General features: G+C 67.9%; 27 protein-coding genes. All 27 read right to left on the reverse strand.

Translation table 11 applies throughout. The annotated features are described in order from the left end of the window. Window positions 1-15 precede the first annotated feature (15 nt). Window positions 16-375, reverse strand: coding sequence for a 50S ribosomal protein L18 (gene rplR, locus AB6V31_RS12760; RefSeq protein WP_056226271.1), 360 nt, complete (start codon window positions 373-375; stop codon window positions 16-18). 2 nt (window positions 376-377) lie between these two features. Then, complete coding sequence (rplF, locus tag AB6V31_RS12765; RefSeq protein WP_056226268.1) at window positions 378-914, reverse strand: 50S ribosomal protein L6; 537 nt, start codon at window positions 912-914, stop codon at window positions 378-380. Between the two features lie 6 nt (window positions 915-920). Beyond that, complete coding sequence (gene rpsH, locus AB6V31_RS12770; protein ID WP_013584002.1) at window positions 921-1,319, reverse strand: 30S ribosomal protein S8; 399 nt, start codon at window positions 1,317-1,319, stop codon at window positions 921-923. A 92-nt stretch (window positions 1,320-1,411) separates the two neighbouring features. Continuing rightward, entirely contained in the window at window positions 1,412-2,002 is a 591-nt protein-coding gene (gene rplE / locus AB6V31_RS12775; protein ID WP_056226265.1) for a 50S ribosomal protein L5, read from the reverse strand. A gap of 2 nt (window positions 2,003-2,004) precedes the next feature. Next, window positions 2,005-2,364 (reverse strand): 50S ribosomal protein L24, encoded by a 360-nt coding sequence (rplX, locus tag AB6V31_RS12780; protein WP_056226262.1) that lies wholly within the window; start codon window positions 2,362-2,364, stop codon window positions 2,005-2,007. A gap of 2 nt (window positions 2,365-2,366) precedes the next feature. Further along, on the reverse strand, window positions 2,367-2,735 hold the full coding sequence (rplN, locus tag AB6V31_RS12785) for a 50S ribosomal protein L14 (protein WP_013584005.1): 369 nt from the start codon (window positions 2,733-2,735) through the stop codon (window positions 2,367-2,369). A 35-nt stretch (window positions 2,736-2,770) separates the two neighbouring features. Further along, a complete protein-coding gene (gene rpsQ, locus AB6V31_RS12790; RefSeq protein WP_369366047.1) occupies window positions 2,771-3,097 on the reverse strand; it encodes a 30S ribosomal protein S17 in 327 nt (108 codons plus the stop codon). Then, window positions 3,097-3,408, reverse strand: coding sequence for a 50S ribosomal protein L29 (rpmC, locus tag AB6V31_RS12795; protein WP_056226256.1), 312 nt, complete (start codon window positions 3,406-3,408; stop codon window positions 3,097-3,099). Before rpmC ends, rpsQ begins: the two co-directional genes overlap by 1 nt. Further along, the gene (gene rplP / locus AB6V31_RS12800; RefSeq protein WP_056226254.1) at window positions 3,408-3,827 is read right to left on the reverse strand and encodes a 50S ribosomal protein L16; all 420 of its coding nucleotides are present in this window, start codon (window positions 3,825-3,827) and stop codon (window positions 3,408-3,410) included. The genes rpmC and rplP overlap by 1 nt, the downstream gene beginning before the upstream one ends. Beyond that, window positions 3,827-4,585, reverse strand: a complete 759-nt coding sequence (gene rpsC, locus AB6V31_RS12805) for a 30S ribosomal protein S3 (RefSeq protein WP_013584009.1) — start codon at window positions 4,583-4,585, stop codon at window positions 3,827-3,829. The genes rplP and rpsC overlap by 1 nt, the downstream gene beginning before the upstream one ends. Continuing rightward, window positions 4,585-4,983, reverse strand: a complete 399-nt coding sequence (gene rplV, locus AB6V31_RS12810) for a 50S ribosomal protein L22 (RefSeq protein ID WP_013584010.1) — start codon at window positions 4,981-4,983, stop codon at window positions 4,585-4,587. The genes rpsC and rplV overlap by 1 nt, the downstream gene beginning before the upstream one ends. A 22-nt stretch (window positions 4,984-5,005) precedes the next feature. Continuing rightward, complete coding sequence (gene rpsS / locus AB6V31_RS12815) at window positions 5,006-5,287, reverse strand: 30S ribosomal protein S19 (protein ID WP_013584011.1); 282 nt, start codon at window positions 5,285-5,287, stop codon at window positions 5,006-5,008. A gap of 12 nt (window positions 5,288-5,299) precedes the next feature. After that, window positions 5,300-6,139 (reverse strand): 50S ribosomal protein L2, encoded by an 840-nt coding sequence (rplB, locus tag AB6V31_RS12820; protein ID WP_013584012.1) that lies wholly within the window; start codon window positions 6,137-6,139, stop codon window positions 5,300-5,302. Between the two features lie 24 nt (window positions 6,140-6,163). Next, window positions 6,164-6,463, reverse strand: coding sequence for a 50S ribosomal protein L23 (gene rplW, locus AB6V31_RS12825; RefSeq protein ID WP_056226248.1), 300 nt, complete (start codon window positions 6,461-6,463; stop codon window positions 6,164-6,166). Next, window positions 6,460-7,122 (reverse strand): 50S ribosomal protein L4, encoded by a 663-nt coding sequence (gene rplD / locus AB6V31_RS12830; RefSeq protein ID WP_369366049.1) that lies wholly within the window; start codon window positions 7,120-7,122, stop codon window positions 6,460-6,462. The genes rplW and rplD overlap by 4 nt, the downstream gene beginning before the upstream one ends. A gap of 2 nt (window positions 7,123-7,124) precedes the next feature. Then, the gene (gene rplC / locus AB6V31_RS12835) at window positions 7,125-7,784 is read right to left on the reverse strand and encodes a 50S ribosomal protein L3 (RefSeq protein ID WP_369366051.1); all 660 of its coding nucleotides are present in this window, start codon (window positions 7,782-7,784) and stop codon (window positions 7,125-7,127) included. 8 nt (window positions 7,785-7,792) lie between these two features. Continuing rightward, window positions 7,793-8,101 (reverse strand): 30S ribosomal protein S10, encoded by a 309-nt coding sequence (gene rpsJ, locus AB6V31_RS12840; protein ID WP_013584016.1) that lies wholly within the window; start codon window positions 8,099-8,101, stop codon window positions 7,793-7,795. Between the two features lie 443 nt (window positions 8,102-8,544). Beyond that, window positions 8,545-8,760 carry a hypothetical protein gene (locus AB6V31_RS12845; RefSeq protein ID WP_369366053.1) on the reverse strand — a complete coding sequence of 72 codons (216 nt, stop codon included), beginning with the start codon at window positions 8,758-8,760 and terminating at the stop codon, window positions 8,545-8,547. Between the two features lie 179 nt (window positions 8,761-8,939). After that, on the reverse strand, window positions 8,940-10,133 hold the full coding sequence (tuf, locus tag AB6V31_RS12850) for an elongation factor Tu (protein ID WP_056226238.1): 1,194 nt from the start codon (window positions 10,131-10,133) through the stop codon (window positions 8,940-8,942). A 161-nt stretch (window positions 10,134-10,294) separates the two neighbouring features. After that, window positions 10,295-12,409 (reverse strand): elongation factor G, encoded by a 2,115-nt coding sequence (gene fusA / locus AB6V31_RS12855; RefSeq protein ID WP_056226235.1) that lies wholly within the window; start codon window positions 12,407-12,409, stop codon window positions 10,295-10,297. 87 nt (window positions 12,410-12,496) lie between these two features. Continuing rightward, window positions 12,497-12,967, reverse strand: a complete 471-nt coding sequence (rpsG, locus tag AB6V31_RS12860) for a 30S ribosomal protein S7 (protein ID WP_013584050.1) — start codon at window positions 12,965-12,967, stop codon at window positions 12,497-12,499. A 5-nt stretch (window positions 12,968-12,972) separates the two neighbouring features. Then, the gene (gene rpsL / locus AB6V31_RS12865) at window positions 12,973-13,341 is read right to left on the reverse strand and encodes a 30S ribosomal protein S12 (protein WP_013584051.1); all 369 of its coding nucleotides are present in this window, start codon (window positions 13,339-13,341) and stop codon (window positions 12,973-12,975) included. 355 nt (window positions 13,342-13,696) lie between these two features. Continuing rightward, window positions 13,697-14,770 carry a hypothetical protein gene (locus AB6V31_RS12870; protein WP_369366055.1) on the reverse strand — a complete coding sequence of 358 codons (1,074 nt, stop codon included), beginning with the start codon at window positions 14,768-14,770 and terminating at the stop codon, window positions 13,697-13,699. Further along, window positions 14,767-16,326 (reverse strand): DUF5684 domain-containing protein, encoded by a 1,560-nt coding sequence (locus AB6V31_RS12875; RefSeq protein ID WP_369366056.1) that lies wholly within the window; start codon window positions 16,324-16,326, stop codon window positions 14,767-14,769. The genes AB6V31_RS12870 and AB6V31_RS12875 overlap by 4 nt, the downstream gene beginning before the upstream one ends. Further along, window positions 16,323-18,833 carry a DUF3488 and transglutaminase-like domain-containing protein gene (locus tag AB6V31_RS12880; RefSeq protein WP_369366058.1) on the reverse strand — a complete coding sequence of 837 codons (2,511 nt, stop codon included), beginning with the start codon at window positions 18,831-18,833 and terminating at the stop codon, window positions 16,323-16,325. Before AB6V31_RS12880 ends, AB6V31_RS12875 begins: the two co-directional genes overlap by 4 nt. Beyond that, window positions 18,830-20,206 (reverse strand): DUF58 domain-containing protein, encoded by a 1,377-nt coding sequence (locus AB6V31_RS12885; RefSeq protein WP_369366060.1) that lies wholly within the window; start codon window positions 20,204-20,206, stop codon window positions 18,830-18,832. The genes AB6V31_RS12880 and AB6V31_RS12885 overlap by 4 nt, the downstream gene beginning before the upstream one ends. A 46-nt stretch (window positions 20,207-20,252) precedes the next feature. Next, the gene (locus AB6V31_RS12890; RefSeq protein ID WP_056226224.1) at window positions 20,253-21,218 is read right to left on the reverse strand and encodes a MoxR family ATPase; all 966 of its coding nucleotides are present in this window, start codon (window positions 21,216-21,218) and stop codon (window positions 20,253-20,255) included. Window positions 21,219-21,223: the final 5 nt, after the last annotated feature.

The following is a 21,223-nucleotide window of genomic DNA, read 5'->3' on the forward strand; positions in this document are numbered from 1 at the left end:
TCTCCTTGTTGTCACTCACAGGTTCAGCCCTCCTTCGCGAGCTCCGTCGGCGATCGCGGCGACACGACCGGCGTAACGGTTACCGCCGCGGTCGAACACGACGTCGGACACGCCGGCGGCCTTCGCACGCTCGGCGACGAGCTCGCCGACCTTGCGGGCCTTGGCGGTCTTGTCACCGTCGAAGCCGCGCAGGTCGGTCTCGAGGGTGGAGGCGGAGGCCACGGTGTGGCCCTTGCTGTCGTCCACGACCTGGACGAAGACGTGGCGAGCGGAACGCGTCACCACGAGGCGGGGGCGCAGCTCGGTACCGACGATCTTCTTGCGAAGACGAAGGTGGCGACGCGAGCGAGCGACGGACTTTGTCTTGACAGCCATGGCTACTTACCACTCTTTCCGGCCTTGCGGCGCACGACCTCGCCCGCGTACCGCACACCCTTGCCCTTGTAGGGCTCGGGCTTGCGGATCTTGCGGATGTTGGCGGCGGCCTCGCCGACGGCCTGCTTGTCGATGCCGCTCACGGTGACCTTGTTGTTGCCTTCGACCGTGAGGGTGATGCCGGCGGGCGGGTCGATCAGGACGGGGTGCGAGAAGCCGAGGGCGAACTCGATCGAGCTCCCCTTCTGCGCCACGCGGTAACCCGTACCGACGACCTCGAGGCCCTTGGTGTAGCCCTCGGTGACACCGATGATGTTGTTGTTGATGAGAGTGCGGGTCAGGCCGTGGAGCGACCGCGACTCGCGCTCGTCGTCCGGACGCGTGACGAGAACCTGGTTCTCTTCGACCGCGACCTCGAGGGGCTGGGCAACGGTGAGCGCGAGCTCGCCCTTGGGGCCCTTGACGGAGACCTCCCGGCCGTTCACCGAAACGGTGACACCGGCGGGGATGTCGATGGGAAGACGTCCAATACGCGACATGTCAGATCACCACACGTAGGCGAGAACTTCTCCGCCCACGCCCTTCTGCTCGGCCTGACGGTCGGTGAGGAGACCGGAGGAGGTGGACAGGATGGCGACGCCGAGGCCACCGAGGACCGTGGGGACCTCGGTCGACTTCGCGTACACGCGGAGGCCGGGCTTCGACACGCGCTTGATGCCGGCGATCGACCGCTCGCGGTTCGGGCCGTACTTCAGCGTCATGTTGAGGGTCTGGCCGACGCGAGCGTCTTCGACGCTCCAGTCGGCGATGTAACCCTCCTGCTTGAGGATGGCGGCGATGTTCGTCTTGAGCTTGGAGCTCGGCATCGACACGGAGTCGTGGTGCGCCGAGTTCGCGTTGCGCAGACGGGTCAGCATGTCTGCGACCGGGTCTGTCATCGTCATGTGTTGCTTCTTTCGATCATGAGGTTTCGACTGCCGTTACGCGACAGTCGACCTTCTATGAGGGGCCCCCGGAAACCCGGGGGCCCGAGGTGTCAGGCCTGCGCGTCGGCCGACTGGAAGGGGAAGCCGAGCTGGCGGAGCAGCGAGCGACCCTCGTCGTCGGTCTTGGCGGTGGTGACGATGGTGATGTCGAAACCACGCACGCGGTCGATGCGGTCCTGATCGATCTCGTGGAACACGGACTGCTCCTGGAGACCGAAGGTGTAGTTGCCGTTGCCGTCGAACTGCTTGGCCGACAGTCCGCGGAAGTCGCGGATGCGGGGCAGGGCGAGGTTGACGAGGCGGTCCACGAACTCCCACGCACGGTCGCCACGGAGGGTGACGTGCGCACCGATGGCCTGGCCCTCGCGCAGCTTGAACTGCGCGATGGACTTGCGGGCCTTGGTGACGATGGGCTTCTGACCGGTGATCTTGGTGAGGTCGTCGACCGCACCATCGATCACCTTGCTGTCACGAGCCGCCTCACCGACACCGGTGTTCACGACGACCTTGACCAGACCGGGGATCTGCATGACGTTCTCGTAGCCGAACTCGTCCTGCAGCGCCTTCTTGATCTCGGCGTTGTACTTCTGCTTCAGGCGGGGCTGGATCTTGCCAGCCGCCGCGGCAGTCGAGGTGCTCATGTTCAGAGGTCCTTGCCTGACTTCTTCGCGAAGCGCACGCGGACGGTGCGCTTGACGCCGTCCTTCACCTGCTCCTCGACCCGGCGACCGACACGGGTCGGCTTCTTGGTCGAGGGATCGACGATCGCGACGTTGGAGATGTGGATCGGAGCTTCGAAGGTCTCGATGCCGCCGGTCTTGGTGCCGCGCTGGGACTGACCCACGCGGTTGTGCTTGGTGACGTAGTTCACGCCCTCGACGATGACGCGGTTCTGCTCGACGAGGACCTCGAGGACCTTGCCCTGCTTACCGCGGTCGCCGCCGCGCTCGGGCTTGGCGCCCGAGATGACCTGAACCAGGTCGCCCTTTTTGATTTTCGCCATGATCAGATGACCTCCGGGGCGAGCGAGACGATCTTCATGAACTTCTTGTCGCGAAGCTCACGGCCGACCGGTCCGAAGATACGGGTGCCGCGGGGCTCCCCGTCGTTCTTCAGGATCACGGCGGCGTTCTCGTCGAACTTGATGTACGAGCCGTCGGGACGGCGGGTCTGCTTGACGACACGGACGACGACGGCCTTGACCACGTCGCCCTTCTTGACGTTTCCACCGGGGATCGCGTCCTTGACCGTGGCGACGATGACGTCACCGAGGCCGGCGTAGCGACGGTTGGAGCCGCCGAGCACGCGAATGGTGAGCAGCTCCTTGGCGCCGGTGTTGTCGGCGACCTTCAGCCGGGATTCGTTCTGAATCACTTTTTACTCCTTGGATTCCAAGTAAGCCGCGAGGCTTACTTGGCCTTCTCGAGGATCTCGACCAGGCGCCAGCGCTTGGTGGCGCTCAGCGGACGGGTCTCGTTGATGACGACGAGGTCGCCGATGCCCGCCGAGTTGGACTCGTCGTGCGCCTTGACCTTCGAGGTGCGGCGGATGACCTTGCCGTAGAGCGGGTGCTTCACACGGTCCTCGACCTCGACGACGATGGTCTTGTCCATCTTGTCGCTGACGACGTAGCCACGACGCGCCTTGCGGTAACCGCGGGCGTTCTCGTCGCGAACGTCGTTCTCGGAGTGCTCGTGACCGGGGACCTGCGCCTCGGCCTTCTTCGCGGTAGCCATTACTCCGCCTCTTCCTTCGCGGCGTCGTCAGCGGAGTCCGCCTTCTTCGCCTTGCTCTTCTTCGCCTTCGTCGCCTCGACCGGGGCCGGGGTGGCGCGGATGCCGAGCTCGCGCTCACGGATCACGGTGTACAGACGCGCGATGTCGCGCTTGACTGCACGGATGCGACCGTGGCTCTCGAGCTGGCCGGTGGCCGACTGGAAGCGCAGGTTGAACAACTCTTCCTTGGCCTTACGCAGCTCCTCGACGAGGCGCTGGTCTTCGAACGTGTCGAGCTCGCTCGGGGCGAGCTGCTTGGTGCCGATCGCCATTACGCGTCGCCCTCCTCGCGCTTGATGATGCGTGCCTTCAGGGGCAGCTTGTGAATTGCTCGGGTCAGAGCTTCGCGAGCGAGCTGCTCGTCGACGCCCGCGACCTCGAAGAGGACGCGGCCCGGCTTGACGTTCGCAACCCACCACTCGGGGGAACCCTTACCCGAACCCATGCGGGTTTCGGCGGGCTTCTTCGTGAGGGGGCGGTCGGGGTAGATGTTGATCCACACCTTTCCACCGCGCTTGATGTGACGCGTCATGGCGATACGAGCGGACTCGATCTGACGGTTGGTCACGTAAGCGGGGGTCAGCGCCTGGATCCCGAACTCACCGAACGACACCTGGGTGCCACCGGTGGCCTGGCCCGAACGGCCGGGGTGGTGCTGCTTGCGGTACTTGACCTTGCGGGGGATGAGCATTACGCCGACGCTCCTTCTGCCACGGGGGCCTCGTTACGAGGGCCACGACGACGGTCGCCGCCGCGGTCGTCACGACCGCGGGACTTGGGCGCGTTGGCCTGCTCGCGGGCGAGCTCCTTGTTGGTGAGGTCGCCCTTGTAGATCCAGACCTTCACGCCGATGCGGCCGAAGGTGGTCTTGGCCTCGTAGAAGCCGTAGTCGATGTTCGCGCGCAGGGTGTGCAGGGGCACACGGCCTTCGCGGTAGAACTCCGAGCGGCTCATCTCGGCGCCGCCGAGGCGGCCCGACACCTGGATGCGGACACCCTTGGCACCGGCACGCTGCGCGCCCTGGAGACCCTTGCGCATCGCGCGACGGAACGCCACGCGAGCGGTGAGCTGCTCCGCGACACCCTGAGCGACCAGCTGAGCGTCGGCCTCGGGGTTCTTGACCTCGAGGATGTTCAGCTGGATCTGCTTTCCGGTGAGCTTCTCGAGGTCGGCACGGATGCGCTCGGCCTCGGCGCCGCGGCGACCGATCACGATGCCCGGACGGGCGGTGTGGATGTCGACGCGGACACGGTCACGCGTGCGCTCGATCTCGATGTTGCTGACACCGGCGCGGTCGAGCGAGGTGGTCAGCAGGCGACGGATCTTGATGTCCTCGGCGAGGTAGTCGGCGTAACGCTGACCGGCCTTCGTCGAGTCCGAGAACCACCGCGACACGTGGTCGGTCGTGATGCCGAGGCGGAAGCCGTACGGGTTGACTTTCTGTCCCATTACTTGCTCGCCTTCTTGTTGGCGCGAGCCGGGGCCGCTTCAGCGGTCTCGGGCGTCGCGAGCACGACCGTGATGTGGCTCGTGCGCTTCTTGATCTGGAAGGCGCGACCCTGAGCGCGGGGCTGGAAACGCTTGAGCGTCGTGCCCTCGTCGACGTACGCGTTCTTCACGTACAGGTCGGCGTCATCCAGGTACTCGTTCGTCTTGTCGGCCGTGACGCGAGCGTTCGCGATGGCCGAGGCGACGAGCTTGTAGATCGGCTCGCTCGCGCCCTGCGGCGCGAACTTCAGGATCGCGAGGGCCTCTTCGGCCTGCTTGCCCTTGATGAGGGCGACGACGCGACGAGCCTTCTGAGGGGTCACGCGGATGTGTCGCACACGTGCGATGGACTCCACCATTTCTCTCTCCTCCTCGGTCGCCTTAGCGGCGACGGCCCTTCTTGTCGTCCTTCACGTGGCCGCGGAAGGTGCGGGTGGGCGAGAACTCGCCCAGCTTGTGGCCGACCATGGTCTCGGTCACGAACACGGGGATGTGCTTGCGACCGTCGTGCACGGCGATGGTGTGTCCCAGCATGGCGGGGATGATCATCGAACGGCGCGACCAGGTCTTGATGACGTTCTTCGAACCGGCTTCGTTCTGCGAGACGACCTTGCGAAGCAGGTGCTCGTCGACGAAGGGGCCCTTCTTAAGGCTGCGAGGCATCTTCCTCTACTCCTACTTGCGCTTCTTGCCGGCGGTGCGACGGCGGACGATGAGCTTGTCGCTCTCCTTGTTCGCGTGGCGGGTGCGGCCCTCGGCCTTACCCCACGGCGACACAGGGTGACGACCACCGGAGGTCTTACCCTCACCACCACCGTGCGGGTGGTCGACCGGGTTCATAGCGACACCACGCACGGTCGGGCGGACGCCCTTCCAGCGCATGCGGCCGGCCTTGCCCCAGTTGATGTTCGACTGCTCGGCGTTGCCGACCTCGCCGATCGTCGCGCGGCAGCGGACGTCGACGTTGCGGATCTCGCCGGAGGGCAGACGCAGCTGCGCGTAGGGGCCGTCCTTCGCGACCAGACGCACGGAGGCGCCGGCCGAACGGGCCATCTTCGCGCCGCCACCGGGACGGAGCTCGATCGCGTGGATCACGGTACCGGTGGGGATGTTGCGCAGCGGCAGGTTGTTGCCGGGCTTGATGTCAGCACCGGCACCCGACTCGACGACGTCGCCCTGCGACAGCTTCGCCGGAGCGAGGATGTAGCGCTTCTCACCGTCGGCGTAGTGCAGCAGCGCGATGCGCGCGGTGCGGTTGGGGTCGTACTCGATGTGAGCGACCTTGGCGTCGATGCCGTCCTTGTCGTTACGACGGAAGTCGATCAGACGGTACTGACGCTTGTGTCCACCACCGATGTGGCGGGTCGTGATGCGGCCCTGGTTGTTGCGGCCACCGGTCTTCGACAGCGGGCGCAGCAGCGACTTCTCAGGCGTCGATCGGGTGATCTCGGCGAAGTCGGCCACCGACGAGCCGCGGCGACCGGGGGTCGTGGGCTTGTACTTGCGAATAGCCATTGTTCTTGTCCTCTATCCCGACCGTCAGCCGACAGACGTGAAGATGTCGATGGTGCCCGACTTGAGCGACACGATGGCGCGCTTGGTGTCCTTGCGCTTGCCGATGCCGAAGCGGGTGCGACGGGCCTTGCCGACGCGGTTGATCGTGTTGACCGAGGCCACCTTGACGCCGAAGATCTTCTCGATGGCGAGCTTGATCTCGGTCTTCGACGAACGGGGGTCCACCAGGAAGGTGTACTTGCCCTCGTCGATGAGCGAGTAGCTCTTCTCCGAGACGACCGGCTTCAGGATGATGTCGCGCGGGTCCTTGTTGACGGTGGTCATGCCGAGACCTCCTCGGTGGCTGCGGACTTCGACGCGACGAACGCGTCGTAGGCGGCCTTGGTGAAGACGATGTCGTCGGAGACGATCACGTCGTAGGTGTTCAGCTGGCCGACGGTCAGCACGTGGACGTACGCGAGGTTGCGGACGCTCTTGATCGTCAGCTCGTCGTCGCGGTCGATGACCACGAGGACGTTCTTGACGGCACCGAAGGCCTTCAGCGCGGCGGCAGCGGCCTTGGTCGAGGGGGCACCCTCGATGGCGAAGCTGTCGACGATGTGCAGACGCTGCCCACGAGCACGGTCGCTGAGCGCACCCAGGAGGGCGGCCGCGATCATCTTCTTGGGGGTGCGCTGGCTGTAGTCGCGGGGCTTGGGGCCGTGGACGACGCCACCACCGGTCATGTGCGGCGCGCGGATCGAGCCCTGGCGGGCGTTACCCGTGCCCTTCTGCTTGAAGGGCTTGCGACCGGCACCGGAGACCTCGCCACGACGCTTGGTCGAGTGCGTGCCCTGGCGAGCCGCAGCGCGCTGCGCCACGACGACCTGGTGGATCAGCGGGATGTTCGTCTTGACGTCGAAGAGCGCGGCGGGCAGCTCGACAGAGCCGGCCTTCTTGCCGTCGGCCTTCACGACGTCGAGCGCGAGAGTCGAGTCAGCCATGATCAGGCACCCTTCACTGCGTTGCGGACGTAGACGATGCGGCCACGAGCACCGGGGACGGCGCCCTTGACGAGCATGAGTCCCTTCTCGGCGTCGACGGCGTGCACCGTGAGGTTGAGGACGGTCACGCGCTCGCCACCCATACGGCCGGCCATGCGCATGCCCTTGAAGACGCGGCTCGGGGTCGACGAGGCGCCGATCGAGCCGGGCTTGCGGTGGTTGCGGTGCGCACCGTGGGATGCGGAGACGCCCTTGAAGTTGTGACGCTTCATGACACCGGCGGTGCCCTTGCCCTTGCTGGTGCCGACGACGTCGACCAGCTGGCCGGCCTCGAACAGACCGTCGACGGTGAGCTCCTGGCCCAGCGCGTAGTCTGCGGCGTCAGCCGTGCGCACCTCGGTGAGGTGGCGGCGAGGGGTGACGCCCGCGGCGTCGAAGTGAGCCGTGAGCGGCTTGTTCACCTTGCGGGGGTCGATCTGGCCGTAGCCGATCTGAACGGCGTTGTAGCCGTCCTTGTCGAGCGAGCGCAGCTGGGTCACGACGTTCGGTGCGACCTCGATGACGGTGACGGGAACGAGCTTGCCGTTCTCGTCCCACACCTGGGTCATGCCGAGCTTGGTGCCGAGGAGGCCCTTGGAGATCTTGGAGTTGATGTCAGCCATGTCGAACCTCAGAGCTTGATCTCGATGTTGACATCGGCAGGAAGGTCGAGGCGCATCAGCGAGTCGACGGCCTTGGGCGTCGGGTCGATGATGTCGATGAGGCGCTTGTGGGTGCGCATCTCGAAGTGCTCGCGGCTGTCCTTGTACTTGTGGGGCGACCGGATGACGCACACGACGTTCTTCTCGGTCGGAAGGGGAACCGGGCCCACCACGGTGGCACCGGCACGGGTCACGGTGTCGACGATCTTGCGCGCCGACGAGTCAAGCCCGGCGTGGTCGTACGACTTCAGGCGAATGCGGATCTTCTGTCCCGCCATTGTCTGCTCTCTCTCTTTCTCGCGTCTTACCCGACCTGGGGCATTGGACGCACGGTGGCGCTTTCGCGCCCTGGCACTTCCCCTCGCTTTCGCGAGAGATGCTGCACCGCTGTTCAGCTGTGAAACCGGATGCCATGGCATCCGGCCCGCCCCTCGCACGCACGCGCGCGAATCTCACAAGGAGATGAAGGGGGTTCGGTGTGGTGTTCTGCTGCCCGCGGCCCAGGACCCTGCGCTGACGCGCCGCCTGTGCACTGCCGAGACAGTGATCCTGGCGCACGCCGAGCGCGCACCGGAATGTGGAACTGGACTAGTCTACGTACCGCTCGGGCGAGTCGCAAACCCGGGCGTGTCGCGCCCGGCCGATGCACAGCAAACCGCAGTCCGAACGACAGCGGCGCCGCCCCGATGCTCGGGGACGGCGCCGCTCCGGGCTGCGTTCGTCAGGCGTTGCCGATGTGCTTGTCGACGTTCGCTCGGGTCTCGTCGACCTTCGCGTGGTGTTCCGCGGGAACGACCTTCTTGATGGCGTCGGCCGCTCCATCGAGCACCTTGTCGCTGACCTCTTCGGCCTTCTCGCTCATCAGAGCCTCTTCGATCTTGTCGCGGTTCTCGTCCAGGAGCTTTTTGCCCTTGGCGATGATGTCGTCCACTCCCATGCGCATCTCCTTCGCAGACACGGCCGGCGATTCCGCCGACTCTCGCCTCATTGTGGTCACGGACCGGCGCGGAACGGAACCCCCGGCTTCGGAGATCGCACTCGAGGGAGAATCCCCCGCGGCAACGACAAAGGCCGGGCCCGAAGGCCCGGCCTGTGCCGAGTGAAGTCTGGAAGGACTTACTTGAGGATCTTGGTGACGGTACCGGCACCGACGGTGCGGCCACCCTCACGGATCGCGTAGCCGAGGCCCTCTTCCATGGCGATCGGCTGGATGAGCTCGACCGACATCTCCGTGGTGTCACCGGGCATGACCATCTCGGTGCCCTCGGGCAGCGTGATGACGCCGGTCACGTCGGTGGTGCGGAAGTAGAACTGCGGGCGGTAGTTCGTGAAGAACGGGTTGTGGCGGCCGCCCTCTTCCTTGGACAGGATGTACGCCGTGCCCTCGAAGTTGGTGTGCGGGGTGACCGAACCGGGCTTCACGACGACCTGGCCGCGCTCGACGTCGTCACGCTTGGTGCCGCGGAGGAGCAGACCACAGTTCTCGCCGGCCCAGGCCTCGTCGAGCTGCTTGTGGAACATCTCGATACCCGTGACCGTGGTCTTCTGCGTCGGGCGGATGCCGACGATCTCGACCTCGGAGTTGATCGCGAGGGTACCGCGCTCGGCGCGACCCGTGACGACCGTTCCACGACCGGTGATGGTGAAGACGTCCTCGATGGGCATGAGGAACGGCTTGTCCTTGTCACGCACCGGGTCGGGGATCGACTCGTCGACGGCTTCCATGAGCTCGACGATCGCGTTGACCCACTGCTCGTCGCCCTCGAGAGCCTTGAGGCCCGAGACGCGGACGACGGGGGCGTTGTCGCCGTCGAAGTCCTGCGACGACAGCAGCTCGCGAACCTCGAGCTCGACGAGCTCCAGGATCTCCTCGTCGTCGACCATGTCGCTCTTGTTCAGCGCGACCAGCAGGTAGGGAACGCCGACCTGCTTGGCGAGCAGAACGTGCTCACGGGTCTGAGCCATCGGGCCGTCGGTGGCGGCGACCACGAGGATCGCGCCGTCCATCTGAGCGGCACCGGTGATCATGTTCTTGATGTAGTCGGCGTGACCGGGCGCGTCGACGTGAGCGTAGTGACGCTTCGGGGTCTCGTACTCGACGTGCGAGATGTTGATCGTGATACCGCGCTGACGCTCTTCCGGCGCCGAGTCGATCGACGCGAAGTCGCGCTGAACGTTGGTGGCCGACGGGAACTTGTCGGCGAGCACCTTCGAGATGGCAGCGGTGAGCGTGGTCTTGCCGTGGTCGACGTGACCGATCGTTCCGATGTTCACGTGCGGCTTGGTCCGCTCGAACTTGGCCTTAGCCACTGGGTCCTCCTCAGGACGTTGGTTGCGAGGTCTCGGGCACTGGATTGCGACCGGTTCTTCGCGGGGATGGTTCTCAGATTACTAGAGAGTCGGTATTCAGTTTGAGCGGATGCCGGGAACCTGAGCAGAACCCGGGGTTCCCGGCATCCGTGAGAGCGGTTTTACTCGCCCTTGTTCTTCTGGATGATCTCGTCGGCGACGGCCTTCGGGACATCGGCGTAGCTGTCGAACTCCATCGAGTAGACGGCGCGACCCGAGGTCTTCGAGCGCAGGTCACCGATGTAGCCGAACATCTCGGACAGCGGCACGTTGGCCCGGACGACCTTGACGCCGGCGGCGTCTTCCATCGACTGGATCTGGCCACGACGCGAGTTCAGGTCGCCGATGACGTCGCCCATGTACTCCTCGGGAGTACGGACCTCGACGGCCATGATCGGCTCGAGGATCGTGGGGTTCGCCTTGCGGACGGCCTCCTTGAAGCCCATGGAGCCGGCGATCTTGAACGCCATCTCCGAGGAATCGACGTCGTGCGAGGCACCGTCGAGGAGGATCGCCTTGACACCCACCATGGGGTAGCCGGCGAGCACGCCGACGTTCATGGCGTCCTGGAAGCCCTGGTCGGTCGGCGAGATGTACTCGCGCGGGATACGACCACCGGTGACCTTGTTCTCGAACTCGTAGGTCTTGTCGGCCGTGACCTCGAGGGGCTCGATCGCGAACTGGATCTTCGCGAACTGACCCGATCCACCGGTCTGCTTCTTGTGCGTGTAGTCGTGACGCTCGACCGACTTGCGGATGGTCTCGCGGTACGCGACCTGCGGCTTTCCGACGTTGGCCTCGACCTTGAACTCGCGCTTCATGCGGTCGACCAGGATGTCGAGGTGCAGCTCGCCCATGCCCTTGATGACGGTCTGACCGGTCTCGGAGTTCTGCTCGACGCGGAACGTCGGGTCTTCCTCCGCGAGCTTCTGGATGGCGACACCCAGCTTCTCCTGGTCGGCCTTGGTCTTGGGCTCGATGGCGACCTCGATGACCGGCTCCGGGAACGTCATCGACTCGAGGACGACCTGGTTGGCCGGGTCGCACAGGGTGTCACCGGTGGTGGTGTCCTTGAGGCCGATGACCGCGTAGATGTGACCGGCGGTGACCGAGTCGACCGGCATCTCCTTGTTGGCGTGCATCTGGAAGATCTTCCCGATGCGCTCCTTCTTGCCCTTGGTCGCGTTGACGACCTGGGCGCCGGAGTCGAGGTGACCCGAGTACACGCGGATGTAGGTGAGGCGACCGAAGAACGGGTGCGTCACGATCTTGAACGCGAGAGCCGCGAAGGGCTCCTCGCGGTCGGCGTGGCGCTCGATGACGATCTCTTCGTCCTTGGGGTCGTGGGCCTCGATGGCCGGCACGTCCAGGGGCGAGGGGAGGTAGTCGACGACCGCGTCGAGCATGGGCTGCACGCCGCGGTTCTTGAACGCCGAACCGCAGAGCACGGGGTAGAGCTCCGAGTTGATCGTCATCTTGCGGATGGCGCCCTTGATCTCGGCGACCGTGAGCTCCTCGCCACCGAAGAACTTCTCGAGGAGGGCGTCGTCGGACTCGGCGACGGTCTCGAGGAGCTGCTGGCGGTACTCGGCGGCCTTGTCGGCGAGGTCGGCCGGGATCTCCTGGATCTCGTACTTGGCGCCCATGGTCACGTCACCCTTGGCGTCGCCGGGCCACACCAGTGCGCGCATCTCGACGAGGTCGATGACGCCGACGAAGTCGTTCTCGGCACCGATCGGCAGCTGGATGACCAGCGGCTTGGCCTTCAGGCGGTTGACGATGGTGTCGACCGTGAAGTAGAAGTCGGCGCCCAGCTTGTCCATCTTGTTGACGAAGCAGATGCGGGGGACGTCGTACTTGTCGGCCTGACGCCACACGGTCTCGGACTGGGGCTCGACGCCCTCCTTGCCGTCGAAGACGGCGACGGCGCCATCGAGCACGCGCAGCGAGCGCTCGACCTCGACCGTGAAGTCGACGTGACCGGGGGTGTCGATGATGTTGATCTGGTTCTTGTCCCAGAAGCAGGTCACAGCAGCGGAGGTGATCGTGATGCCACGCTCCTGCTCCTGCTCCATCCAGTCGGTGGTCGCCGCACCATCGTGCGTCTCACCGATCTTGTGGTTGACGCCCGTGTAGAACAGGATGCGCTCGGTCGTCGTGGTCTTGCCGGCATCGATGTGGGCCATGATGCCGATGTTGCGGACCTTGTGAAGGTCGGTGAGCACGTCTTGTGCCACGGGTGTCTTCCTTACCTGTTGGGAGGTTGATGCCGGGCCCATCGGAGGGTCCGCGACCGGGGTGCGGTCACGGACCCTCCGCGGGTTTTACCAGCGGTAGTGCGCGAAGGCGCGGTTCGACTCGGCCATCTTGTGGGTGTCTTCGCGGCGCTTGACCGCGGCACCGAGGCCGTTCGAGGCGTCGAGGATCTCGTTCTGCAGACGCTCGGTCATCGTCTTCTCACGACGACCCTTCGCGTAGCTCACGAGCCAGCGCAGCGCGAGGGTGTTCGCACGGTGCGGCTTGACCTCGACGGGAACCTGGTAGGTCGAGCCGCCGACGCGGCGGCTCTTGACCTCAAGGGTGGGACGGACGTTGTCGAGCGCCTTCTTGAGCGTGGCGACGGCGTCCTGGCTGTTTTTCGCCTCGACACCCTTGAGGGCGTCGTAGACGATCGACTCGGCGATGGACTTCTTACCGTCGACGAGGATCTTGTTGACCAGCTGGGTGACGACGGGAGCGCCGTACACCGGGTCGTTGACGACGGGACGCTTCGGGGCAGGACCCTTACGAGGCATGTTTCTCAGCCCTTCTTCGCGCCGTAGCGGCTGCGAGCCTGCTTACGGTTCTTGACAGCCTGGGTGTCGAGTGCACCACGGACGATCTTGTAACGGACACCGGGGAGGTCCTTGACGCGACCGCCGCGAACCAGCACGAGCGAGTGCTCCTGCAGGTTGTGGCCCTCGCCGGGGATGTAGGCGGTGACCTCGGTGCCGTTGCGCAGCTTCACGCGGGCGACCTTGCGCATGGCCGAGTTCGGCTTCTTGGGGGTCGTGGTGTACACGCGGGTGCACACGCCGGCCTGCTGGGGGTTCGACTTCAGCGCGGGAGCCTTGGTCTTCGAGACCTTCGGCGAGCGGCCCTTGCGAACCAACTGCTGAATGGTTGGCACGTTCTCTCCTTGATTGGCTGGACGTTCCCTCGCGGTGGCGCCCAGGGTGCTGCACGGTGACAGCGTCGTGTCTCCCCCGTCATGTCGCTCATCTTGCGATTCGTGACGTGTCGGGCTCACGTGTGATCCACCGCGCGCCAGAATGATCTCGCGCGATTCGTGGTGGATATGCCGTGGGGGCGACCTGTTCGCAGGCCGATCCCTGAGATGGTGCGAGCGTTGATCCGAACGACTCACCCGAAGGCATGACGCACGGCGCGCGTGAACGCACACCCGGCCAATGATACGCGTTCCCCGGGACGTGGGCAAACGAGTACGGGTCCGGTCACTGGGAGTATCCCGGATGCCGAGCCCCTCAGCCTGTCAGCAGCAGGACGGCCCCGACGATCGAGGCGACGAGCACCACCGCGATGACCGCGACGAGGACGATGACGCGGCCGGCGCCCCGGTTCGCGCGCGGACGGACCGTCCCGACGTCCGGGGCCGACGGCGCTCGGACGGCGGCGACACGCTCGACTCGCGCGGGCGCCTCGCGTCGCGGTTCGTACGACTCCGTGGCGAGGGCGTCGGGGACACGGGCATCGCGAACGGCGCCCTCGACCACCGGTTCCGTCCGTCCCCCTGCCGCTTCGCGGCGACGACGGCGCGAGCCCGAGGCGGTCTCGTCGTCGACGTCCGCGGCGGGACGAGCGCGCGTGGCCTCGTCGAGCGGATCCGGGTCGGAGCTTCGGCGACGGGTGAGCTCGTCGGGGACGGCATCCTCCGCCTCCGACGTTGATCGGCTCCGCCTCGCCCCGTCGGGAACGGCGGCGTCGAGCGGGGGAGCCGTGGCGGCGCGCCGCGGAGCGGTGGTGCCCACCTCGTCGTCGGCGGGACCGGCCCGGCCGGGAAGTGCGGATCGCGCCGGGGGCGAAGCGATGGTCGCGTCGTCGAGGACCTCACGGTGCGAGACGACCGTCGCGTCGTCGGGAAGATCCACCCGCGACCGCGACATCTCACCCGCCGACAGGTCCGCGCGCGACACGATCGTCTCGTCGTCCGGAAGCTCCACGGGGAGAGCCGAGAGCTCCTCCACCGGAGCCTCACGACGCGACACGACCGTCGCATCGTCCGGAAGCTCCACCCGCGAAGCCGAGGACTCCTCCACCGTCGCCTCACGACGCGAAACCACCGTCGCCCCGTCCGGAAGCTCCACCCGCGAAGCCGAGGACTCCTCCCCCGGCGTCCGCCGCGAGACGAAAGTCTCGTCCTCGGGGGCATCGGCCGCCGACAGAACCGTGTCGTCGTCCGGGGTGTCCCGACGGGAGAGGACCGTCTCGTCGGCGAGCTCGTCGTCCTCCGCCGGCGCCGGGGTCGGCCACGATCGGAGTCGCCCTGCCCAGAGCGTGACCTCGTCGGGGTCGTCCGGGCGGTCGTACGGGCCGCTCACGCGTCGCTCCGCGAGAGGCGCACCTCCGCGTCACCGAGGAAGAAGCGCTCACCGGCTTCGATCTCCTCGCCCGGAGGGGCCTCGACCTCGGTACCCATGAGCGTGGCGAAGAGGACGCCGTTGGTGGAGTGCAGATCGGTGACGTACCAGGTGTCGCCGCGGAGCTCGAGACGCGCGTGGGTCTTGGAGACCGTCCGCGTCTCGTCCGAGATCGGCACGAGCTGCGCATCCGGATAGGCGGAGTCGGGGCCGGGACGGCGACCCAGGATCACCACCGCGGAGGTGAGATCGACGGGCGTGCCACTCGGCGGCACGAGAGCCCACGGGATTCGCTTGCGACGCGTGACGACGGTCCGATCGAGGGCGTCGAAGTCGTCCTCTGCCGACACCGCCGGAACCTCGGGCTGCGTGTAGAGCGCCGACACCGACGTGCGCGCGGAGCGGGGGGAGCCGGCATCCGGAGCCTCAGCCACCGCGGAGACCGCCTCGGACAACTCGGGGAACTCGTCGAGGGCCGCGGCCACCGAGGGGCGAGGAGCGGGGACCGCGTCGGGTGCGGGGCGAGTGAGGGGCACGTCCGCGATGGGCGCGGATGCGGCACCCTGCGAGGAACGACGCGGCGGGTTGGCCCACGGAGCGACGGGGTCGGACTCCTCCTCGACCTCGTCGGCCGGAGCGAGCGAGGGCGTCGGTGCGACCACGGGCGGCGCCCAGGTGGGGACGGCCGCCGGAGCGTCGGCGACGTGGGAGCGGGGAGCCTCGGGCGCTGCGGACGGAACCGGCGGGGCGGCGGGGGCGGCTGCGGGACGGTCGTCCTCGACAGGTGACCCGTCGCGCAGGGCATCGAGCACGTCGAAGACGGACGTCGCGGGCGCGGCGTCGCGGGCCTGCCCGACCCGCTCGTCCTCTGCAGGAGGGCGCTCCGCCGCGGGCGCGGGGACGTGAGCCGGCGGGGCCCAGTCGTTCACCGAGGGAACCGCGTCGGCGAGCGACGGCGAGGGACCGGCGAAGGGGAGGGTGACCGGGGCGGACACCGGCGCGGGCGGCGCGGAGGGAGCCGCGGCATCCGGGGCGGGAGCCGAGGGCCCCTGTTCCGGGGTCCATCCGCCGATGAGGGGGACGTACGGGCCGTCGAAGTCCTTGCCGCGCCGGACGGGAGCGGAGTTCTCGTCGGGGCGGCTCGTACGGCGCTCCCCGTGCCACCGCGCGGACCCGAAGCCCAGGATGCTCGCCCAGATGACGGGGAACAACGCCCCCACGACGGTGAGGCCCGCTCCGACCCCGAACCCCGTGTTGATGCGATGCACCGCCACGATGAAGACCGCGATGAAGGCGATCCCTCCGAAGATGGGCACGAGGTTCAACAGGATCAGCCACGGCGAGAACCCGCCGAGCTTGAGCACGGTAGCCCCGTTCAGGACGGGCACCCACGCCTTCCAGGCGGGTTCTCCGACCTTGCGGAAAAGCGCCGCGAGGGCGAGAGCGAGCCAGACGTACAGGACGACGACGAGGGCGAAAGACGTCGCCCCGAGCACCACCATGGTCGAATCGTTCATGTCGTGTCGCGTTCCACCAGGGCGGTGGAGCGCTTCCCCCTCTCGTCGCGGTGCGGCGACCCCCGCCGCGAAGGGCGTGGAGCGAGGAACCGCAGGAACGATCTCAACGATACGGCCGCACGCAGGCGCCGCCAGAAGCCCCGCTCACGGGTGAGAGTACGGCGTTCCTCGTCGACGATGCGCCAGAACGCCTCCACCTCGTCGGAATCCACCTGCTCCGACGAGAACACGGCCCGGTCGGCACCCTCGGCGAGAAGCGTTCCGGAGGGGGTGGCGAAGGCCTCCGCCACCTCGCGACGCGTCGGCGCGCGCGGAACGGTGCGACCCGCATCGACGCCCGCGTCGACGTACTCGTCCCAGCCTCCGGCGATGGCCGTCCGCGGATCCGCGTCGCGACGACGGCCACGACGGCGCACCGCCTTGGCGATGACGACCGCGAGGAACGGGCCGAAGAGCACGAGCAGGACGAGCAGCGAGATCCCCGCGATGCGCAGGCTCGCCCACAGCCAGGCGAGGTCGACCCCGTCGTCCGTGCGCGGGTCGTCGTTCTGGGCGTTGTCCTCCTGGACCGGCTCGGGAGGCACGACCTCCTGAACGGTGTCGGGCCGCACCTCCGTGACGTTCTCGGGATCCTGCTGCTGAGTGACCTCGAGGCTCGGCGACTGCTCCCACTGCGGGGTGACATCGATGGGAGCCCATCGGCCGTCGGATCCCTGCACCTCGGTCCACGCGGTGAGATCGCGCGCTCGACACTCCCCCGCCTCGCAGGTGGAGAGCTTCGCGTCCGTGGACACCAACCGCGTGCCCACGACCACCCGAGCCGGGAAGCCGAGCTCGTGGGCGATGAGCGCCGTGGCGACGGCGAACTGCTCGTCATCGCCGACGGCGGCGACGAAGTTACCCGAAGCGGCGGCTCGCGGGTCGTCTTCCCGCTCGAGCAGACGCTCGAACATGCGGTCGATACGGGCCAGGGAGTGTCCGGACGCGCTGGGCTGGAGCTGGTACCCCTGCAGACCGGCCGCCCACTTCGGCGTCGGCCCACCCTCCGGGGCGAGGCTGTGGCTGAGGTAGCCCCGCTGACGGAGCATCTGGACCAGGCTCTGCAGGGCCGCGCCGTCGTTGCCGCTGGCGTGCTCCTCGACCCAGCGACGGAGGTTGTCTCCCCCGGAGACGCCGTCTCCCGCGCCCGGCGGCGTCATCGTGGCGAGATCGACGGTGACGGGCTCGACGGCGTCGAGGCGGTAGCGATCCCCCGCGACGAGCCCGCCGTCAGCTGTCTGCACGCCCGCCTCGGCGTCGGAGCTGTAGTAGAACCGGTCGGCGAGAAGGCCGCGGCGGTCTCCCTCGAACGTCGCCGACGCGAGACGGCCGGCGGTCGGCATCCAGATGCCTCCGAGGTCGACGATCTCGACCTCCGCCTCGACGGGCCTGCCCTCCCCCGCATCGCGCGTCGACGGAAGGCGCACGAACCCGGCACCCTCGTTGCCGGAAGCCCGGAAGATCTCGCCGTCGTAGGCGTCGAGGGTCGCGATGCGGATGCGCTCGGGCTCCGCCCCCGTCCCGCTGACGCGGAACAGCACCTGATCGGAACGTGCATCGGAGAACATCGAGCGGTACTCCGACAGGGGACTCACGGCCTCGGCGATCAATCGCTCCGGACCGGCAGCCGATCGGAGGACCTGGCGATCCGCGTCGCGGGTGGCCGCGGGGACCACGGCGACCGTGACGGCGACCGCGACCACGAGCATTCCCGCACCGAGGCCCAGCCTCCGGCGATCCGCGCGCGAGCGTCCAGGACCCACGGGAACGGCCGAGACGTCGCTCGCTCGGCGGAGGGCGCGCCCACGCTCGTCCTGCGCCCTCCAGGCCAACCACAGCACCGAGACCAGCAGGGCGCTGAGACCCACGAAGGTCTCCACCGGCGCGGGCAGGTCGAACGAGCCGATCGACAGGGGCGCGCTGGTCGAGGTGCGCCCGAAGAAGAGGCCGAACCCGGTCATGCCCAGACCGCCCACGACCGCGAACGGCGCCCAGCGATCGCCGCGGGTAGCGAGAGCGAAGGTGAGGGCGGTTCCCACGAGGAAGATCACGAGCGCGGGGATCAACAGGTTGCGGTAGGCCCCCACCGGCAGATCGACCGTGACGAGGTCCTTCCAGGCGACGATGACGCCCGCGAACGACTCGCCCAGCCCGCGCAGGACGTCGAGGGGAGAGGTGAGCCGCGAGGGGACGGCCAGCGGAACCGCGAGCACCGTGAACGCCCCCAGCAGACCGGCGGCGAGGATCCACCCGCTCCACCGGCGCCACGACACGACCCCCACCACCGCTCCGGCGACGATGACCGACACCGCCACCAGCAGCAGGAAGGAGCCCGACGCGTAAACGGGCCAGGCGGCGACGGTGGCCAGCGCGACCGACAGCACGGTGTAGACGGCAGCGGCCGCATTGCGCGGCAGGTTCGTCTCGCGCCGGCGCATCCCCGCGCGCGTGCTCCGACGCCCGCTCACGAGGTCGCCCCCCTCACCAGCAGACCCGAGAGGTCGTCGAGGGTGCCGATGGTCAGCACCGTCAGGCCCGCGATGTTCTGCATCCGCGGGTGCGCGCGCTCGTCGCAGATCACGGCGGCGACGGCCGTATCGGCCGGGAACGCGAGGGCCGCCTGGCGCAGGCGGCTGAGCGGCACTGCGGCGCCCACGACCACGAAGGCGATCGAGAGGCGTTCGTTCGCCTCGGATGCCAATCGGCAGACGTCCTCGACGGGCATGGTGTTCTCGTGCCGCTCGATCGCGCTGAAACCGTCGAGCATCGTGCGCGGGGCCACGACGGGGATGTGGCGGATGGCGCGCAGGCGCCCCTTCACGACACGCGGGATCTCGGACCCGGTGACGATGTCGATGTCACGCGCGTCGCGCACGGCCCGAAGGCCCAGGGAGGCCGCGGCCGAGACAGCGAGCTCGTACTCGTCGGCGTCCGTGTACTCTTGCGTCGCCGCAGCGAGCACGACCGCCATCCTCGAGCGGCGCGACTCTTCGTACTGCCGCACCATGAGCCGGCCCGTCTTCGCGGTGGACTTCCAGTGCACCTGCCGACGGGAGTCCCCGGGGACGTACTCGCGGATGGCGTGGAACGACATGTCCGCATCGACCAGTCGGCGCGTGGCGTTGCCCTCGAGGTCGCGCACGAGACCCGCGCTCGTGGAGGGCAGCCCCACCGTGCGCGGGTGCACGAACAGGTCGTGCACGTCGTCGAAGGCGTGCTCCCGACGAAGCAGGCCCACGGGATCGCTGCGCACCGTCGTGACAGGCCCGACCCGGACGACTCCGCGCGGGAGCGGGGGGATCTCGAGCGGTTCGGTGGAGCTCTGCCCGGGGCGGAGGAAGGGCACCCCGAACTCCACGAGGCCCCGACCGACGGGGATGTCGAGGCGGCCGGGGAGCGCGGGACGCGCGCTCTCGTTGCGCACAACGATCTCTCCCGTCACACCGTTGCCGGCGGTCACGCGCTCGTGCTCGAGCGCCAGGTCGACCTCGTAGGCCCGAGCGCCGAACAGGAACGGCACGCTCATGACCAACAGGATCAGCGCCGCGCTGCCCGCGACCATCCACTCGACCCACCCGAACAGCACGCCCAGCAGCATGCCGACCGTCGCGGCGACCACGACCACCGCCCCGGCGGGACGCACGGTCCGGCCAGCCCATCGCACCGCGGCGGCGACGGCCTCGGTCGTGATCCGCCACCACTCCGCGACCTGGACCACCGCGCGCACGATCCGACGCTGTCGACGGACCGAGGTCGACGTGACCGAAGTGCGCGAGCCGGTCGCCATGGTGCCCGCGGAGGTCCGCGTGAGACGCGACTCGGTCAGATTCAGATCGGGCACGGCTCACCCCCCGAGCGGGGTGCGGACGCCACGGGACGCGCCACCGTCAGGCGCTCTCGCGCTGCGAGGGCGGCTGGGTGTCGAGGAGCACCTGGCCGACGACGGCCTCTTGGGTGACCCCGTCGAACTCGGCTTCGGGGTGCAGGATGAGCCGGTGCGCCAGCACCGCGACGGCCAGGGCCTTGACGTCGTCGGGGGTGGCGTAGGTCCGCCCCTGCGACGCGGCACGGGCGCGCGTGGCGCGCGTGAGGGCGAGGGCCCCCCGGATGCTCACGCCGAGGCGGACCTCGTCGGCCGTGCGGGTGGCATCCACGAGACGCGCGATGTAGTCCAGCACGAGCGCGTCGACGTAGACGGATGCCGCGAGGTCGGCCATTCCGACCAGGGCCTGCGGCGTGATGATCGCGCGCAGCTCGGCCGTGGCGACGGGCGCACCGTCGAGGATGCGGACGGTCGCCGCGTGGTCGGGGTACCCGAGCGAGGTGCGCAGCAGGAAGCGGTCGAGCTGGGCCTCGGGGAGGCGGTATGTTCCCGCCTGCTCGACGGGGTTCTGGGTCGCCAGGACGAGGAAGGGCACGCCCACCTCTCGAGAGACGCCGTCGATGGTGACCTTGCCCTCTTCCATGACCTCGAGCAGCGCCGACTGGGTCTTGGGGCTCGCGCGGTTGATCTCGTCGGCCAGGACGATGTTCGCGAAGATCGGGCCGGTGTGGAACTCGAAGGTCCCCGTCTTCTGGTCGTAGACCGTGATGCCCGTGATGTCACCGGGCAAGAGATCGGGGGTGAACTGGATGCGCGTGTTCGTGCCCTGGACCGACGAGGCGACCGCCCGCGCGAGCGAGGTCTTGCCGGTGCCGGGGACGTCCTCGAGGAGGACGTGGCCGTCGCTGAGCATGGCGGTGAGCACCAGCTCGACCACGTGCCGCTTGCCGAGGACGGCGCGCTCGACGTTGTCGGCGATCTGCGAGAAGGTCTGGGAGAACCAGGTGGCCTGCTCCTGGGTGATCGTCATGTCGA

The organism is Microbacterium sp. 16-032 (assembly GCF_041079455.1).
Taxonomy (GTDB): Bacteria; Actinomycetota; Actinomycetes; order Actinomycetales; family Microbacteriaceae; genus Microbacterium; species Microbacterium testaceum_A.

Bases quoted from the DNA above. Each gene is read 5' to 3' on its own strand.
- AB6V31_RS12845 (WP_369366053.1), bottom strand. From the start codon at position 8,760: ATGGGAGTGGACGACATCATCGCCAAGGGCAAAAAGCTCCTGGACGAG.
- rplF (WP_056226268.1), bottom strand. From the start codon at position 914: ATGTCGCGTATTGGACGTCTTCCCATCGACATCCCCGCCGGTGTCACC.
- rpsC (WP_013584009.1), bottom strand. From the start codon at position 4,585: ATGGGACAGAAAGTCAACCCGTACGGCTTCCGCCTCGGCATCACGACC.
- AB6V31_RS12875 (WP_369366056.1), bottom strand. From the start codon at position 16,326: ATGAACGATTCGACCATGGTGGTGCTCGGGGCGACGTCTTTCGCCCTC.
- rpmC (WP_056226256.1), bottom strand. From the start codon at position 3,408: ATGGCGATCGGCACCAAGCAGCTCGCCCCGAGCGAGCTCGACACGTTC.
- rpsG (WP_013584050.1), bottom strand. From the start codon at position 12,967: ATGCCTCGTAAGGGTCCTGCCCCGAAGCGTCCCGTCGTCAACGACCCG.
- rpsS (WP_013584011.1), bottom strand. From the start codon at position 5,287: ATGCCTCGCAGCCTTAAGAAGGGCCCCTTCGTCGACGAGCACCTGCTT.
- rplB (WP_013584012.1), bottom strand. From the start codon at position 6,139: ATGGCTATTCGCAAGTACAAGCCCACGACCCCCGGTCGCCGCGGCTCG.
- rpsJ (WP_013584016.1), bottom strand. From the start codon at position 8,101: ATGGCGGGACAGAAGATCCGCATTCGCCTGAAGTCGTACGACCACGCC.
- rpsH (WP_013584002.1), bottom strand. From the start codon at position 1,319: ATGACGATGACAGACCCGGTCGCAGACATGCTGACCCGTCTGCGCAAC.
- rplW (WP_056226248.1), bottom strand. From the start codon at position 6,463: ATGACCACCGTCAACAAGGACCCGCGCGACATCATCCTGAAGCCGGTC.
- rplC (WP_369366051.1), bottom strand. From the start codon at position 7,784: ATGGCTGACATCAACTCCAAGATCTCCAAGGGCCTCCTCGGCACCAAG.
- rplV (WP_013584010.1), bottom strand. From the start codon at position 4,983: ATGGTGGAGTCCATCGCACGTGTGCGACACATCCGCGTGACCCCTCAG.
- rplD (WP_369366049.1), bottom strand. From the start codon at position 7,122: ATGGCTGACTCGACTCTCGCGCTCGACGTCGTGAAGGCCGACGGCAAG.
- rplX (WP_056226262.1), bottom strand. From the start codon at position 2,364: ATGGCGAAAATCAAAAAGGGCGACCTGGTTCAGGTCATCTCGGGCGCC.
- rplP (WP_056226254.1), bottom strand. From the start codon at position 3,827: ATGCTCATCCCCCGCAAGGTCAAGTACCGCAAGCAGCACCACCCCGGC.
- rplE (WP_056226265.1), bottom strand. From the start codon at position 2,002: ATGAGCACCTCGACTGCCGCGGCGGCTGGCAAGATCCAGCCCCGCCTG.
- AB6V31_RS12890 (WP_056226224.1), bottom strand. From the start codon at position 21,218: ATGACGATCACCCAGGAGCAGGCCACCTGGTTCTCCCAGACCTTCTCG.
- rplR (WP_056226271.1), bottom strand. From the start codon at position 375: ATGGCTGTCAAGACAAAGTCCGTCGCTCGCTCGCGTCGCCACCTTCGT.
- rpsQ (WP_369366047.1), bottom strand. From the start codon at position 3,097: ATGGCTACCGCGAAGAAGGCCGAGGCGCAGGTCCCCGGTCACGAGCAC.